General features: G+C 53.9%; 15 protein-coding genes. 5 read left to right on the top strand and 10 right to left on the bottom strand.

The features are described 5' to 3' along the window. The first annotated feature begins 179 nt into the window (after positions 1–179). Positions 180–722 carry an isopentenyl-diphosphate Delta-isomerase gene (idi, locus tag AAHF05_RS18465; protein WP_374936410.1) on the top strand — a complete coding sequence of 181 codons (543 nt, stop codon included), beginning with the start codon at positions 180–182 and terminating at the stop codon, positions 720–722. Positions 723–760: 38 nt separating this feature from the next. On the opposite strand, the gene lysS is transcribed toward idi, so the two are convergent. From lysS to xerD, 5 genes are all read right to left on the bottom strand, one after another. Beyond that, positions 761–2278, bottom strand: a complete 1518-nt coding sequence (lysS, locus tag AAHF05_RS18470; RefSeq protein WP_129323741.1) for a lysine--tRNA ligase — start codon at positions 2276–2278, stop codon at positions 761–763. A gap of 9 nt (positions 2279–2287) precedes the next feature. Beyond that, positions 2288–3386, bottom strand: a protein-coding gene (gene prfB / locus AAHF05_RS18475; RefSeq protein ID WP_129323742.1) for a peptide chain release factor 2 whose coding sequence is annotated in 2 segments (ribosomal slippage) — positions 2288–3310 and positions 3312–3386 — 1098 coding nt in all. Because the reading frame shifts where the segments join, the coding sequence is not laid out codon by codon here. A gap of 90 nt (positions 3387–3476) precedes the next feature. After that, the gene (recJ, locus tag AAHF05_RS18480; RefSeq protein WP_129323743.1) at positions 3477–5210 is read right to left on the bottom strand and encodes a single-stranded-DNA-specific exonuclease RecJ; all 1734 of its coding nucleotides are present in this window, start codon (positions 5208–5210) and stop codon (positions 3477–3479) included. A gap of 5 nt (positions 5211–5215) precedes the next feature. Next, positions 5216–5929, bottom strand: coding sequence for a bifunctional protein-disulfide isomerase/oxidoreductase DsbC (dsbC, locus tag AAHF05_RS18485; protein ID WP_028016948.1), 714 nt, complete (start codon positions 5927–5929; stop codon positions 5216–5218). Positions 5930–5957: 28 nt separating this feature from the next. Next, entirely contained in the window at positions 5958–6854 is an 897-nt protein-coding gene (gene xerD, locus AAHF05_RS18490) for a site-specific tyrosine recombinase XerD (protein WP_024906583.1), read from the bottom strand. 101 nt (positions 6855–6955) lie between these two features. On the opposite strand from xerD, the gene fldB reads away from it, so the two are divergent. Then, positions 6956–7477 carry a flavodoxin FldB gene (gene fldB, locus AAHF05_RS18495; protein ID WP_028016950.1) on the top strand — a complete coding sequence of 174 codons (522 nt, stop codon included), beginning with the start codon at positions 6956–6958 and terminating at the stop codon, positions 7475–7477. 6 nt (positions 7478–7483) lie between these two features. Here the strand turns inward: fldB and AAHF05_RS18500 are convergent, their stop codons facing one another. Then, a complete protein-coding gene (locus AAHF05_RS18500; protein ID WP_028016951.1) occupies positions 7484–7894 on the bottom strand; it encodes a protein YgfX in 411 nt (136 codons plus the stop codon). Continuing rightward, a complete protein-coding gene (gene sdhE / locus AAHF05_RS18505) occupies positions 7875–8141 on the bottom strand; it encodes an FAD assembly factor SdhE (protein WP_010435322.1) in 267 nt (88 codons plus the stop codon). The genes AAHF05_RS18500 and sdhE overlap by 20 nt, the downstream gene beginning before the upstream one ends. Positions 8142–8435: 294 nt before the next feature. On the opposite strand from sdhE, the gene ygfZ reads away from it, so the two are divergent. Continuing rightward, complete coding sequence (ygfZ, locus tag AAHF05_RS18510) at positions 8436–9416, top strand: tRNA-modifying protein YgfZ (RefSeq protein ID WP_028016952.1); 981 nt, start codon at positions 8436–8438, stop codon at positions 9414–9416. Between the two features lie 84 nt (positions 9417–9500). Here ygfZ and AAHF05_RS18515 read toward each other — a convergent pair whose 3' ends face one another. Then, entirely contained in the window at positions 9501–10160 is a 660-nt protein-coding gene (locus AAHF05_RS18515; protein ID WP_028016953.1) for a hemolysin III family protein, read from the bottom strand. Between the two features lie 265 nt (positions 10161–10425). On the opposite strand from AAHF05_RS18515, the gene AAHF05_RS18520 reads away from it, so the two are divergent. Further along, entirely contained in the window at positions 10426–11157 is a 732-nt protein-coding gene (locus tag AAHF05_RS18520; protein ID WP_129323767.1) for a MurR/RpiR family transcriptional regulator, read from the top strand. 116 nt (positions 11158–11273) lie between these two features. Next, the gene (gene bglA, locus AAHF05_RS18525) at positions 11274–12707 is read left to right on the top strand and encodes a 6-phospho-beta-glucosidase BglA (protein WP_129323768.1); all 1434 of its coding nucleotides are present in this window, start codon (positions 11274–11276) and stop codon (positions 12705–12707) included. Positions 12708–12739: 32 nt separating this feature from the next. Here bglA and AAHF05_RS18530 read toward each other — a convergent pair whose 3' ends face one another. Together AAHF05_RS18530 and gcvP are read right to left on the bottom strand one after the other, a co-directional pair. Beyond that, positions 12740–13483 (bottom strand): SDR family oxidoreductase, encoded by a 744-nt coding sequence (locus AAHF05_RS18530; protein WP_028016956.1) that lies wholly within the window; start codon positions 13481–13483, stop codon positions 12740–12742. A gap of 70 nt (positions 13484–13553) precedes the next feature. Continuing rightward, entirely contained in the window at positions 13554–16427 is a 2874-nt protein-coding gene (gcvP, locus tag AAHF05_RS18535; RefSeq protein WP_129323744.1) for an aminomethyl-transferring glycine dehydrogenase, read from the bottom strand. Between the last annotated feature and the right edge of the window lie 67 nt (positions 16428–16494).

The following is a 16494-nucleotide window of genomic DNA, read 5'->3' on the forward strand; positions in this document are numbered from 1 at the left end:
AGGCTTCCTGCAAACAAAACAGATCCTCGGTCAGCGTGAATGGCGCTCTATGATAACAGTCCGGATAGATATGGGTCAGCCCTTTTCCGCTCTGTGGGATAAACCGTTCGTATAAGAATGCCGTATAATGCCCCGGCTGATGGTGCTGAACCACTCGGCATTTTGGCACTGGAGCATGAATGAGTATTCAAGAACACGTTATTTTGGTAAATGACCAGGGAATGGTGATTGGCACTCAGGAAAAGTACGCCGCTCACACCTCGCATACCCCGCTGCATCTGGCTTTCTCCACCTGGCTGTTTAATGCCGAAGGCGAATGCCTGGTGACCCGACGCGCGTTAAGCAAAAAAGCCTGGCCGGGTGTCTGGACTAACTCCGTGTGCGGACATCCGCAATCCGGTGAAGAGACGGAGCAGGCTATTATCCGACGCTGCCGCTATGAGGTCGGCGCCGAAATTACCGATATAACCCCTGTCGCATCCGAGTTTCGCTACCGCGAAACTGACCCTTCCGGGATCGTGGAAAACGAAATTTGCCCGGTATTTGCTGCCCGCATCACCAATGACGTGACGATAAACGAAGATGAAGTGATGGAGTATCAGTGGGTTGATCTGGACGCGTTATTCCGCGCGCTGGACGCGACGCCCTGGGCGTTTAGCCCGTGGATGGTCATGGAAGCAACGACCGCCCGCGAAAAACTCAAAGTCTTCGCAGCGCAATAAAAAAGCCCCTTTCGGGGCTTTTTTCACATCTTGACGTCTTACTTCACCGGACGCATCGCCGGGAACAGGATCACGTCGCGGATGGTGTGGCTGTTGGTGAACAGCATCACCATACGGTCGATACCAATACCCAGACCTGCAGTTGGCGGCAGGCCGTGTTCCAGCGCGGTCACGTAGTCTTCGTCGAAGAACATCGCTTCGTCGTCGCCTGCCGCTTTCGCATCAACCTGATCCTGGAAGCGCTGCGCCTGATCTTCCGCATCGTTCAGCTCGCTAAAGCCGTTGCCGATTTCACGGCCGCCGATGAAGAATTCGAAACGATCGGTAATTTCCGGGTTCACATCGTTACGACGAGCCAGCGGAGAGACTTCAGCCGGGTATTCGGTAATGAAGGTTGGCTGAATCAGGTGCGCCTCGGCCACTTCTTCGAAGATCTCGGTCACGATACGGCCCAGACCCCAGCTCTTCTCAACCTTGATACCGATGCTTTCCGCGATCGCTTTCGCAGAGTCGAAGCTATCCAGATCGGCCATATTGGTTTCCGGACGGTATTTCTTGATCGCTTCGCGCATGGTCAGTTTTTCGAACGGCTTGCCGAAGTCGAACACTTCTTCACCGTAAGGAACCTGCGTGGTGCCCAGAATATCCTGCGCCAGGGTGCGGAACAGGGATTCAGTCAGCTCGATCAGATCTTTGTAATCCGCATACGCCATATAGAGTTCCATCATGGTGAACTCTGGGTTATGACGAACGGAGATACCTTCGTTACGGAAGTTACGGTTGATTTCAAACACGCGGTCGAAACCACCCACCACCAGACGCTTCAGGTACAGTTCCGGCGCGATACGCAGGTACATGTCCAGGTCCAGGGCGTTGTGATGGGTGATGAACGGACGTGCAGACGCACCGCCAGGGATCACCTGCATCATCGGGGTTTCCACTTCCATAAAGTCGCGGTTAACCATGAACTGGCGGATACCGGCCATGATCCGGGAGCGAATTTTGAATGTATTGCGGGATTCATCGTTAGAGATGAGATCCAGGTAACGCTGACGATAACGCGCTTCCTGATCCTGCAGGCCGTGGAATTTGTCCGGCAGCGGGCGCAGGGCTTTGGTCAGCAGACGCAGCTCGGTGCAGTGGATCGACAGTTCACCGGTCTTAGTTTTGAACAGTTTACCTTTCGCGCCCAGGATATCGCCCAGATCCCACTTCTTGAACTGCTCGTTGTAGATGCCTTCTGGCAGATCGTCACGGGAAACGTACAACTGAATACGGCCGCCAACGTCCTGCAAGGTCACGAAAGAGGCTTTACCCATGATACGACGGGTCATCATACGGCCTGCCACTGACACTTCTACGTTCAGAGCTTCCAGCTCTTCGTTCTCTTTACCGTCGAAATCAGCGTGCAGTTGGTCTGAGGTATGGTCACGACGAAAATCGTTCGGGAACGGCACGCCCTGCTCACGCAGTGCTGCCAGCTTCTCGCGGCGGGTTTTCAGTTCGTTGTTAAGATCGACTACCGCGTCAGCGCCCTGTGCTTGTTGTTCAGACATGTTGGTTCCTCATAACCCTGCTTTCAAACTTGCTTCGATAAATTGGTCCAGGCTGCCATCCAGCACCGCCTGCGTGTTGCGGGTTTCAACCCCGGTACGCAAGTCTTTGATGCGGGAGTCATCGAGGACATAAGAACGGATCTGGCTGCCCCAACCGATGTCAGACTTGTTATCTTCCATCGCCTGTTTCTCAGCATTTTTCTTCTGCATTTCCAGTTCATAAAGCTTCGCTTTCATCTGCTTCATGGCCTGGTCTTTGTTTTTATGCTGGGAACGGTCATTCTGGCATTGCGTTACCAGCCCGGTTGGAATGTGGGTGATACGCACCGCAGATTCTGTACGGTTAACGTGCTGACCACCCGCACCAGATGCGCGGTAAACGTCAATACGCAGGTCAGCCGGGTTAATTTCGATATCAATATCTTCGTCAACTTCCGGGTAAACGAATGCAGAACTAAAGGAGGTATGACGACGTCCACCGGAGTCGAACGGGCTCTTACGTACCAGGCGGTGAACGCCGGTTTCAGTACGCAACCAGCCGTAGGCGTAATCGCCAATGATTTTGATGGTCACGGATTTCAGACCCGCAACTTCACCTTCAGATTCTTCGATAATTTCGGTTTTGAAGCCGCGCGCTTCTGCCCAACGCAGATACATACGCGTCAGCATACTGGCCCAGTCCTGTGCTTCAGTACCGCCAGAACCTGCCTGAATATCGATATAGCAGTCAGCGCTGTCATATTCACCGGAGAACATACGACGGAACTCAAGCTGCGCCAGCTTCTCTTCCAGAACGTCGAGTTCTGCCACGGCTTCGTTAAAGGTTTCTTCGTCGTCGGCTTCTACAGCCAGCTCCAGTAAACCGGAAACATCTTCCAGCCCCTGAGCCATTTGATCCAGCGTATCTACGATAGCTTCGAGAGAGGAACGCTCTTTACCCAGCGCCTGTGCGCGCTCAGGTTCGTTCCAGACGTCAGGCTGTTCCAGCTCGGCGTTTACTTCTTCAAGACGCTCTTTCTTGGCATCGTAGTCAAAGATACCCCCTAAGAACGTCAGAGCGCTCCGTGAGGTCCTGAATACGGTTTTTTACCGGATTAATTTCAAACATGGTCTGTTTTCTTTTATGGACTTGTCAAAATGCGGTTATAAGAGCGGGATTGTACCGAATCCACGCCCTTTTTTATAGAGATTACTGCCGCTAAATTGGCCAGATATTGTCGATGATGATCTGGAGGCTGCGGTTACCGCGAAACTCGTTGATGTCCAGTTTGTACACCAGCTCAACCTCGCGCACGCCGTTGTCCGGCCATATCGCCGTGTCAACGTTGAAGGCAATACCATCCAGCAACGGACCTCCGCCCACGGGTTCAACCATCACTTTCAGATGGCGTTCGCCGACAATACGCTGTTGCAACAGACGGAAACGGCCGTCAAATAACGGTTCCGGGAACATCTGCCCCCATGGACCGGCATCGCGGAGCATTTGTGCCACATCCATCGTCATCTCAGCGGGTGCAAGCTCGCCATCAGATACTACTTCCCCTTGCAACAGGGCCGGGTCGATCCAGTCGGTCACCAGCTCGCCAAACAGACGCTGGAACTCATCGAATTTCGCCTCTTCCAGCGACAAGCCTGCTGCCATCGCGTGGCCACCAAACTTGATCATGAGATTCGGGTAAAGCGTATCAAGACGCTCCAGCGCATCGCGCATGTGCAGGCCCTGAATCGAACGACCGGAGCCTTTCAGCGTGCCGTCCCCTGCCGGGGCAAACGCGATCACCGGGCGGTGGAAACGCTCTTTAATGCGCGACGCCAGAATGCCTACTACGCCCTGATGCCACTCGGGGTGATACATCGCCAGACCGCCAGGCAGCGTATCGCCACTCCGTTCAAGTTTTTCGCACAAGGTCAGCGCTTCTGCCTGCATTCCCTGCTCAATCTCTTTACGGGTCTGGTTCAGAGCGTCCAGTTCATTGGCAAGGACACGCGCTTCACCAATATTGTCGCAAAGCAGCAGAGCGACACCAACGGACATATCGTCCAGCCTTCCGGCTGCGTTCAAACGCGGTCCGATGGCAAAGCCCAAATCACTGGCCGCCAGTTTGAGCGGGTCACGGTTGGCAATCTCCAGCAAGGCCTTAATTCCCGGACGGCATTTGCCCGCCCGAATGCGGCTTAAACCCTGCCAGGTCAAAATACGATTATTGGCATCAAGCGGCACCACGTCCGCGACTGTTCCCAGCGCCACCAGGTCGAGATACTCGGCGAGATTGGGTACGGTAATCCCGCGGGAGTCGAACCAGCCTTTATCACGCAACAGCGTACGCAGCGCCAGCATCAGATAAAACGCCACCCCCACACCCGCCAGTGATTTCGACGGAAAATCGCAGTCGCGCAGGTTTGGGTTGATGATCGCTTCCGCCGCAGGGAGTGTGTCACCCGGCAGGTGGTGATCGGTGACCAGTACCGGGATCCCAAGCTTATGGGCATGATCGACGCCCGCATGAGAAGAGATCCCATTGTCCACGGTCATGATCATCTGTGCGCCACGGGCATGAGCCTGATCGACCACTTCCGGGCTGAGGCCGTAGCCGTCTTCAAACCGGTTCGGCACAAGATAGGTCACGTTATTGCAACCCAGCGCGCGCAGGCTGAGTACACTTAATGCAGTGCTGGTTGCTCCGTCTGCATCGAAATCCCCCACCACCACGATTCGCGTTCCTTCCAGAAACGCGTTGTAGAGCATTTCCACGGCTTTTTCGATGCCATTCAGCTGTTGCCAGGGCAGCATCCCTTTCACGCTCCGCTCAAGATCTTCAGCGGTACGCACGCCACGGCTGGCGTAGAGCCGTTTCAGCAGTGGTGGAAGATCGTCTGGCAAATCAATCTGCTCGGCCACCTCGCGGCGGCGCAATTTTATTGGGGCTTTCACGCGGATTATTTACCACCAAACTGTTTCTGGTGCGCGTCGAGGAACTCTTTCATCTCTTTTGGTCCCTGGTAACCTGGAACAACATAGCCGTTGCTCAGGACAATCGCCGGCGTACCGCTCACGCCAAATTGCACGCCCAGTGCATAGTGGTTGGCAATGTCAATGTCGCAGGATGCAGGTGTAACAGCTTTACCGTTCATCGCATCATCAAACGCTTTGTTGCGGTCTTTTGCACACCAGATAGCTTTCATATCCTGCTCTGGCTGGCTCTGCACGCCTGCACGTGGGAAAGCCAGGTAACGCACGGTAATGCCCAGCGCGTTGTAGTCTTTCATCTCTTCATGCAGTTTGTGGCAGTAGCCACAGGTGATGTCAGTGAAGACGGTAATAACATGTTTTTCCTGCGCCGCTTTGTAGACAATCATCTCTTTTTCGAGCGCGTTCAGGTTTTTCATCAGCAGCTGGTTGGTGACGTTTACCGGCTGCGCGCCGCTCACATCGTACATTGGCCCCTGAATAATGTGTTTGCCGTCTTCGGTGACATACAGCACGCCGCTGCTCGTCAGCACCGTTTTCATGCCAGCAACCGGTGCTGGCTGAATATCGCTACCCGTGACGCCAAGCTTAGCCAGCGACTGTTTGATTGCGGCGTCATCCGCATGGGCGAAACCGGTAAATGAGGCTGCCAGCAGGGTGAACAGCGCAAAAGACTTTTTCATATTTGATCCTGTTACAATTCGTCGGCACTCACGCACGAGGGTGGTGCTGTTGGTGTAGCTGCCGCAGGCGTTCCGTCGCGACATGGGTATAAATTTGCGTCGTGGAAAGGTCGCTATGCCCCAGCAACATCTGCACCACGCGTAAATCAGCGCCGTGGTTTAACAGATGCGTCGCGAAAGCATGACGCAATACGTGCGGCGAAAGCTTTTCACTGTCGATACCCGCCAGTGTGGCGTAATGCTTGATGCGATGCCAGAACGTTTGCCGTGTCATCTGCTGCGCGCGCTGGCTCGGGAACAGAACATCGATAGAAGCACCATTGAGCAACCACGGACGGCCGTGCTCCAGGTACGTTTCCAGCCAGTAAACCGCCTCTTCTCCCAGCGGTACCAGCCTTTCCTTGTTTCCTTTACCGATTACACGAACCACACCCTGACGCAGGCTTATGTCGCTCATCGTCAGGCCAACCAGTTCAGAAACGCGCAAGCCGGTAGCATACAATAGCTCAAGCATGGCTTTATCGCGTAACTCCAGCGGCAGGTCAACTGCGGGTGACTGTAATAATCTCTCAACTTGTGCTTCGCTAAGATCTTTAGGCAGCCGCTGCGGAAGTTTCGGGGATGCCAGCAGCGCGCTGGGATCGTCTTCGCGAATTTTCTCACGATAGAGGTGCTGGAACAGCCGACGCATGGCGCTGAGCAAGCGCGCTGAGCTGGTCGCTTTGTATCCCCCTTCCACACGTTCACCGAGCAGTGCCTGTAGGTCGTCGCTTTGCGCGCTCGCCAGCGAGAGCTGCCGACGAGCCAGCCACTCCACCAGCATGGTGAGATCGCGCCGGTACGCACTGAGCGTATTCTCAGCCAGATTTTTCTCCAGCCACAGTGCGTCGAGAAACTGTTCGATCAGTGCGAGATCCTTTTCCACATCAGCCCCTTTGATTCTGCAGTCAGGCCATTATGCCTGATTGCTACAGGTTTCTGGTACACTACGCGCAAAGTCAAAGCAAGAATTGAGATAGTTACGCGATGAATATTGGTCTGTTCTATGGTTCCAGCACCTGCTACACCGAAATGGCGGCAGAGAAAATTCGCGACATCATTGGCCCGGAACTGGTGACGTTGCATAACCTGAAAGACGACGCGCTCACGCTGATGGAGCAGTACGACGTGTTGATCCTCGGTATCCCAACCTGGGATTTCGGTGAGATACAGGAAGACTGGGAAGCTATCTGGGACCAGCTTGATACGCTCAACCTCAGCGGCAAAATTATCGCCATGTACGGCATGGGTGATCAATTAGGTTACGGAGAATGGTTCCTGGATGCACTCGGCATGTTGCACGATAAACTGGTACCGAAAGGCGTTACGTTTATCGGCTACTGGCCAACCGAAGGGTATGAGTTCACCAGTAAAAAGCCGATTATTGCCGATGGCGAGCTGTTTGTTGGACTCGCGCTGGATGAAACCAACCAGTACGATCTCAGCGATGATCGCCTGCAAACCTGGTGCGAGCAGATTCTGGGCGAAATGGCAGAACAGTTTAGCTAACGCACTTTACTCCTGCGTCGACTGTTGCAATAACATCCGGCGCAGGTCTCGCCACTCTGAAGCATCCATACTGTCAGCCGCCAACCACAGATGCTGACAACGCCCACCGTCCACATTGCGTAACCGTAACATCATGCCGGAGTTGAGCATCCAGGGCATCCCGAGAATATCCCACTCTTTACCCTGCCAGCGCAGGCGGGAATCCATCAGGAGTTTAATTTCTCCCTGACGGGCATTAATGCGACGCTGGCTGCGTACGCTGTCAAAAACGACAAATGACAGTAACAGCAGCCACAGAGGCGTATAGCTCAACGGCCATGGCATCAGTAATACAATGGCCGCAACCAGGCCGTGGAGCAATAAAGACATCCACTGAGAACGCCACGAGACGCGAAGATCAGATTGCCACAGGACCACGTTCCCGATTCCGTGTTTGAATTAATTGCACCATCCGTTGCAACTCGGTGTCGGCGGGTTTGCCGTGGTTCATCAGCCAGTTGAATAAATCTGGATCGTCAGACTCAAGCAGGCGAACAAACAGACGCTTATCATCATCGCTTAAGCTGTCATACTCATATTCGAAGAAAGGCATGATGGAAATATCAAGTTCACGCATGCCGCGACGGCATGCCCAGTGAATACGGGCCTTGTTGTTAATATCCATGTTCTGTTTCCTGCATTACGTTTGGCACAGTCGGTACCCCGTTCAGTGTTCTTGATTTCGCTACGGGGACACCAGCTAGTGTAACGTGTTTTTGACCGTTTCTTTACTGGAATCTTGCGATCTACAAGCAGGCTTCCAGAATAAACCCCACGAAGACAGCGGATTACACTATTTTGCGTGGCGTTACGCAGAACCGGTTTATGGCACAAATGGTCTGCTGAAAGCGCTTGCATTGCCAGCAGGCTCTTTTACCATTAGGCATTATCAAAGCGTTAAGCAATTCAGGATATCGTTATGGCATTTACACCATTTTCTCCTCGCCAGCCCGCCGCCTCTGCGCGTCTGCCGCTGACGCTTATTTCTCTTGATGACTGGGCGCTGGCAACACTCACCGGTGCCGATGCCGAAAAATACTTGCAGGGTCAGGTGACCGCCGATGTCAGCCAGATGACTGAACACCAGCACCTGCTGGCCGCACATTGCGACCCTAAAGGCAAAATGTGGAGCAACCTGCGTCTCTTCCGCCGTCAGGACGGCTTTGCCTTTATTGAGCGCCGTAGCCTGCAAGACGCCCAACTCAAAGAGCTGAAAAAGTACGCCGTCTTTTCCAAAGTCGCGATTGCCCCGGACGACGAACATATCCTGCTGGGTGTGGCGGGTTTTCAGGCGCGTGCCGCGCTGAAAAATCTGTTCAGCGAATTGCCCGATGCAGAAAAACAGGTAGTCAGCGAAGGTGCTACCTCTATCCTGTGGTTCGAACACCCGGAGGAGCGTTTCCTGTTAGTGACGGATGCCGCCACAGCAGAGCGCGTGACCGAGGCGCTACGCGGTGAGGCTCAGTTCAACAACAGTCAGCAGTGGTTGGCACTGAACATTGAAGCAGGTCTGCCGGTGATTGACGCAGCAAACAGCGCGCAGTTTATTCCTCAGGCAACCAACCTCCAGGCTCTGGGCGGTATCAGCTTTAAGAAAGGCTGTTACACCGGCCAGGAGATGGTGGCTCGTGCAAAATTCCGCGGGGCAAACAAACGTGCGCTGTGGACACTGGCGGGTCATGCCAGCCGTGTACCTGAAGCGGGCGAAGATTTAGAGCTGAAGATGGGTGATAACTGGCGCCGCACCGGCACCGTGTTAGCAGCCGTACAGCTGGAAGATGGCCGTCTTCTTGTTCAGGCCGTTATGAATAATGACATGGAAGCCAATAGCGTGTTTCGCGTGCGTGACGATGCCAATACATTGAGTATTGAGCCACTACCGTATTCGCTGGAAGAGTAATTCTGTATCGCCCGGTGGCGCTGCTCTTACCGGGCCTACAGATCCCGTAGGTCGGGTAAGGCGCCGCCACCACCCGACTAAAAACTACACCTGCCCGACGTACAAATAAATCGCCAGGAAATGACACACGCTACCGCCCAGTACAAAACCGTGCCAGATAGCGTGGTTGTAAGGGATACGCTTGCAAACGTAGAAAATCACGCCCAGCGAATAAACCACCCCGCCAACAGCCAGCAATGTTACCCCACCCGCAGCCAGTTTGATTGCCAACTGATAAACCACAATCAGCGACAGCCAGCCCATCGTCAAATAGGTCACCAGTGACAATATCTTAAACCGGTGGGCAATCGTCAGCTTAAACAGGATCCCCAGCAGTGCCAGGCTCCAGATAACAATCATCAGGCCGCGGGCGAGCGGTGAATCGAGCCCCACCAGCAGAAAAGGCGTATAGGTACCGGCAATAAGAAGATAGATGGCACAGTGGTCAAATTTCTTAAGCCACATCTTGGCCCGTTGATGCGGAATTGCGTGATACAGCGTAGAAGCCAGAAACAGCAGGATCATACTCCCGCCATACAGGCTATAGCTGGTAATGGCCATCGCGCTGGCATTGGTGTCTACCGCCTGCACCAGCAATAATACTAAACCGACAATCCCAAACACCAGGCCAATACCGTGGCTGATGCTGTTGGCTATTTCCTCAGCCAGCGAATATCCCTGTGCGATTAATGGTCTGCTCGCCATACAAAACTCCGGGAAAACAAAAGATGATTATTCATCGCATGACTATGCTAACTGAGAATGATTCCAGTGAACACCTGTTAGCTAAAATATTTTCACCATAAATTTTATTCATGAAAATCATATATATAAATAATTTATTCACCTAACATTTGTTCACATAAAAATTTAGTCATTATGAATCAATAGCATAAAATTGGATCCTGCCTTCTGGCTGCATGTTATGATGGACAGATGAGGTCCGAATGAGAGTTTTGCCATTGTGAGTATGTTCACCCACGCCGCCATTGCCAGTCTCAATAACCTGGAGATGATGGTCTACAACTATGTCATTAAAAATCGTGACAAAGTCATGTACATGACCATCCGCGAGCTGGCGGACGCGGCTGGTGTCTCAACCACTACGATCCTGCGCTTTTGCCGCAAGCTCAACTGCGAAGGTTATTCTGAATTTCGCGTACGCTTCAAACTCTATCTGGAGCAAAACGAGCCCCAGCAGGCAAACTTCGGTACCAGCGAAATTATCAGCTTCTTTAAAAGCGTGAATAATGAAGAGTTCGATGCGTTATTAGATAACGCGGTAGATATTATTTTGTCTTCTGAGCGAATTATATTTGTCGGTGCGGGTACTTCAGGCTCTCTGGCAAAATATGGCGCACGTTTCTTTTCAAATATTGGTAAATTCAGCAACCATATCGACGATCCTTATTTCCCGGTCACCAATGATATGGCTAAAAATGCGCTGGCGATTGTGCTTTCTGTCTCCGGTGAGACTGAGGAGATCCTGCGTTTCGCCAGCCAGTTCAGCCTGCATCACTGCAAGGTGCTCTCCATTACCAGCCACGAACACTCGCGTCTGGCAAAGCTGGCAGACTTTAATCTCTCATGGCATGTCCCCCAGACGCGTATTGGGGGCGTTTATGATATCACCACGCAAATCCCCGTTATCTATATTCTGGAATCTCTCGGCCGCAAACTGGCGAAGAAATTGACAGAATAAAACACCCTGTTTTTTTGATGTGACAAATCACATTTCACACAAATTGTTATATCGTGACATTTAATTTCACTTTGCTAGACTCGAAATCAATAAGCCATATATTGAGAATAGTAATGATGAAAAAATTGACCTTACCAAAAGATTTTTTATGGGGTGGCGCAGTTGCCGCTCACCAGGTTGAAGGCGGCTGGAACAAAGGCGGTAAAGGGCCAAGCATCTGCGACGTATTGACCGGTGGCGCACACGGCGTTCCGCGAGAAATCACCCGGGAAGTGGTGCCGGGTAAATACTACCCAAACCATGAAGCGATTGATTTCCACGGTCACTACAAAGAAGACATCAAGCTGTTTGCGGAAATGGGCTTCAAGTGCTTCCGTACCTCTATCGCCTGGACGCGCATCTTCCCGAAAGGGGATGAGACGCAGCCAAACGAAGAAGGGCTGAAGTTCTACGACGACATGTTCGACGAGCTGCTCAAATACAACATCGAGCCGGTCATCACCCTCTCCCACTTCGAAATGCCGCTGCATCTGGTTCAGGAGTATGGCAGCTGGACTAACCGTAAAGTGGTCGATTTCTTTGTGCGCTTCGCGGAAGTGGTATTTGAGCGCTACAAAAACAAGGTCAAATACTGGATGACCTTTAACGAAATCAACAACCAGCGCAACTGGCGCGCGCCGCTGTTCGGCTACTGCTGCTCTGGGGTGGTCTATACCGAGCACGACAACCCGGAAGAAACCATGTATCAGGTGCTGCACCACCAGTTCGTGGCCAGCGCTCTGGCGGTAAAAGCCGCCCGTCGTATTAACCCAGAGATGAAAGTCGGCTGCATGCTGGCGATGGTTGCACTCTATCCATTCTCCTGCAAACCAGAAGATGTGATGTTTGCTCAGGAATCCATGCGCGAGCGCTATGTCTTTACCGACGTCCAGCTGCGTGGTTACTACCCATCTTATGTGCTGAACGAGTGGGAACGCCGTGGTTTCTCCATCAAAATGGAAGCGGGTGACGAAGAGATCCTGCGTGAAGGAACCTGTGACTTCTTAGGTTTCAGCTATTACATGACCAACGCCGTGAAAGCGGAAGGCGGCACCGGTGATGCCATTTCCGGCTTCGAGGGCAGCGTACCAAACCCACATGTGAAAGCATCTGACTGGGGCTGGCAGATTGATCCGGTTGGCCTGCGTTATTCCCTGTGCGAGCTGTACGAGCGTTATCAGAAACCGCTGTTTATCGTAGAAAACGGTTTTGGCGCATACGACAAAGTAGAAGAAGACGGCAGCATCAACGACGACTATCGCATCGACTATTTGCGTGCTCACGTGGAAGAAATGATGAAGGCGGTCACGCACGATGGTGTGGATCTTATGGGGTATACCCCGTGGGGCTGCATCGACTGCGTGTCGTTCACCACCGGCCAGTACAGCAAGCGCTACGGCTTTATCTATGTGAACAAACACGACGACGGTACTGGCGACATGTCGCGTTCCCGTAAGAAAAGCTTCGAGTGGTATAAAGGCGTGATTGCCAGCAACGGCGAGGCGCTGTAATTTTTTCCGGGTGGCATGACGCTACCCGGCATTTATTTCCCGCCAGCCAGCTCTATAAAACTGCCCGTGACGTACGACGCCTTCTCGCTCAGCAGCCAGACAATCGCCTGCGCCACCTCTTCCGGCTGGCCGCCGCGCTGCATCGGCAGCAACGATTTCACGCGATCCACGCGCCCCGGTTCCCCGCCTGAGGCGTGGATATCGGTATAAATCAGTCCCGGTCGCACGCAGTTTACGCGAATGCCCTGCGCCGCTACCTCGAGCGCTAACCCGGTTGTCAGCGAATCCACCGCCCCCTTGGACGCGGCATAATCCACATATTCTCCCGGCGCGCCGAGCCGGGACGCCGCGGAAGAGACATTCACGATCGCCCCACCCTTGCCGCCATGTTTGAAGGACATACGCTTCACCGCTTCCCGGCAGCAGAGGAAGTAGCCCGTAACGTTGGTCGCCAGGACGCGGTTAATGCGCTCAGCGGAGAGATTTTCGATAGTAGATTGCTCAAACAGAATCCCCGCATTATTGACCAGCGCACAAAGCGGCTCACCGTCACGATCGAGGCTGTCGAACATCGCCATCACCTGAGCTTCATCGCTGATATCTGCGCGGACGGCAAAGGCTTTACCGCCCGCTTCAACGATCTGCCTGATGACGTCCGTCGCGGCTTTAATGTTGTGCTGATAATTCACCGCTACGGTATAGCCTTCGCGTGCCAGTTGCAGCGCGGTGGCTTTCCCGATGCCGCGGCTGGCGCCTGTTACAAGTGCAATGCTCATACGCTTCTCCCAATAAAAAAGCCGGGTGGCGGCTACGCCTTACCCGGCCTGGGTTACTACACCAACAATATTACTGGTATTCGCTCATCGGCACGCAGGAGCAGAACAGGTTGCGGTCGCCGTACACGTCATCAAGACGCTTCACGGTCGGCCAGTATTTGTTTGCCACACCTGCCGGGAAGACCGCCAGTTCGCGGGAATAACCGTGGTTCCACTCTGCCACCATCTCATGCTGGGTGTGCGGTGCGTTAACCAGCGGGTTATCTTCCAGCGTCCACTCGCCGTCCAGCACGCGATCGATCTCCATGCGGATCGCCAGCATCGCATCAATAAAGCGGTCCAGCTCGGCTTTGCTTTCGGACTCCGTTGGCTCCACCATCAGCGTACCCGCTACCGGGAACGACATAGTCGGGGCGTGGAATCCGTAGTCGATCAGACGCTTGGCGATATCCAGTTCGCTGATGCCGCTCTGCTCTTTCAGTGGACGAATATCCAGAATGCACTCGTGCGCCACGCGACCATCACGGCCGGTATAGAGCACCGGGAAAGCAGACTTCAGGCGAGTCGCAATATAGTTGGCGTTCAGGATCGCCACCTGGCTTGCCTGCTTCAGCCCTTCTGCACCCATCATGCGGATGTACATCCAGCTGATTGGCAGAATAGAGGCGCTACCAAACGGTGCCGCAGAGACCGCGCCCTGACGGGTGAGCATCCCTTCGATTTGCACTACGCTGTGACCCGGAACAAACGGTGCCAGGTGCGCTTTTACGCCGATTGGCCCCATGCCCGGGCCGCCACCGCCGTGCGGAATGCAGAAAGTTTTATGCAGGTTCAGGTGCGACACATCCGCGCCGATAAAGCCCGGAGAGGTAATGCCAACCTGGGCGTTCATGTTCGCGCCGTCGAGGTAAACCTGGCCGCCAAACTGATGCACTACTTCGCACACTTCACGGATTGTCTCTTCATACACACCGTGAGTAGACGGGTAGGTCACCATGATGCAGGAGAGCTTGTCGCCAGCCTGTTCGGCTTTTGCACGCAGGTCCGCGAGGTCAATGTTACCGTTCTTATCGCAAGCAACCACCACCACTTCCATGCCCGCCATCTGGGCAGAGGCCGGGTTGGTACCGTGTGCAGAGCTTGGGATCAGGCAGATATCACGATGCCCTTCGTTACGGCTTTCGTGATAATGACGAATCGCCAGCAGACCAGCATATTCACCCTGCGCACCGGAGTTTGGCTGCATGCAGAGCGCGTCATACCCCGTCAGCTTCACCAGCCAGTCAGAAAGCTGATTGATCATCAGGTGATAACCTTCCGCCTGCTCTGGTGGGCAGAACGGGTGCAGTTCAGAGAACTCAGGCCAGGTGATAGGGATCATCTCAGCAGCGGCGTTCAACTTCATGGTGCAAGAGCCCAGAGGGATCATCGCCTGATTCAGCGCCAGATCTTTGCGCTCCAGAGAGTGCATATAGCGCATCACCTCGGTTTCGCTGTGGTAGCGATTGAAGACCGGATGCGTCAGGATCGCATCATCACGCAGCATGCTTTGCTGGATAGAACGGCTGTCGAGGGCAACCTCTTTATCGAGCGTATCAATGTCCAGGCAGTGTGCATCACCCAGCAACACGTTAAACAGGTTCAGGATATCGTCGCGGGTGGTGCTTTCATCCAGCGTAATACCGACCGCATTGTGAATATCGCTGCGCAGGTTGATCTCCGCGGCATCCGCACGCGCCAGTACTGCTGCTTTGTCTGCCACTTCAACACACAGCGTGTCAAAGTAATGGGCATGACGCAGCTTGAGGCCTTTCTGTTGCAGGCCGCAGGCCAGAATATCCGCCAGGCGGTGAATACGGCTGGCAATACGTTTTAGGCCAACCGAACCGTGGAAGACCGCGTACAGGCTGGCGATGTTGGCCAGCAGAACCTGCGAGGTACAAATGTTGGAGTTCGCTTTCTCGCGGCGGATATGCTGCTCACGAGTCTGCATCGCCATGCGCAGCGCAGTGTTACCGGCAGCGTCTTTTGAGACCCCGATAATACGGCCCGGCATGGAGCGTTTGAATTCATCTTTTGCAGCGAAGAACGCCGCGTGTGGGCCACCGTAGCCCATCGGCACACCGAAGCGCTGTGCAGAGCCGAAGACAATATCCGCGCCCTGTTTGCCCGGCGCAGTCAGCAATACCAGCGCCATAAAATCAGCGGCGACGCTGACAACAACTTTGCGGGATTTCAGCTCGGCAATCAGTGCGCTGTAGTCGTGAACTTCACCGGTGGTGCCTACCTGCTGCAGCAGCACGCCGAAGACGTCCTGATGATCCAGCACTTTGTCTGCATCGTCGACAATCACGTCAAAACCGAAGGTTTCCGCACGGGTGCGAACAACGTCCAGGGTTTGCGGATGAACATCGGCGGCCACGAAGAAGCGGTTCGCATTTTTCAGCTTGCTTACGCGTTTGGCCATTGCCATGGCTTCTGCCGCGGCAGTCGCTTCATCCAGCAGAGACGCGGAAGCGATATCGAGGCCAGTCAGATCCAGCGTTACCTGCTGGAAATTCAGCAGCGCTTCCAGACGGCCCTGAGACACTTCTGGCTGATAAGGTGTATAAGCGGTGTACCAGCCTGGATTTTCCAGCATATTGCGCAGGATAACCGGCGGTAACTGCACGTTGGTGTAGCCCATGCCAATGTAAGACTTGTAGCGCTTGTTCAGGCCGGCAATGGCCTTCAGCTCCGCCAGTGCGGCGAACTCCGTAGTGGCTTCCCCCACCTGAGGCGGCGTGGCAAGCTGGATATCTTTTGGCACAATCTGGCCGATCAGTGCGTTTAATGAATCCGCGCCAACTGTCTTCAGCATCTCCTGCTGTTGCTGAGCATCCGGCCCAATGTGACGTTCAATGAAGGCGCCACGGTTTTCAAGCTGGCTTAAAGTCTGTGTCATGAGCGATGGTTCCTGAAACGTGCAGTGAATTTAAGTTCCCTCTCCCACAGGGAGAGGGTTAGGGTGA

The organism is Enterobacter adelaidei, assembly GCF_041937165.1.
Lineage (GTDB): Bacteria > Pseudomonadota > Gammaproteobacteria > Enterobacterales > Enterobacteriaceae > Enterobacter > Enterobacter adelaidei.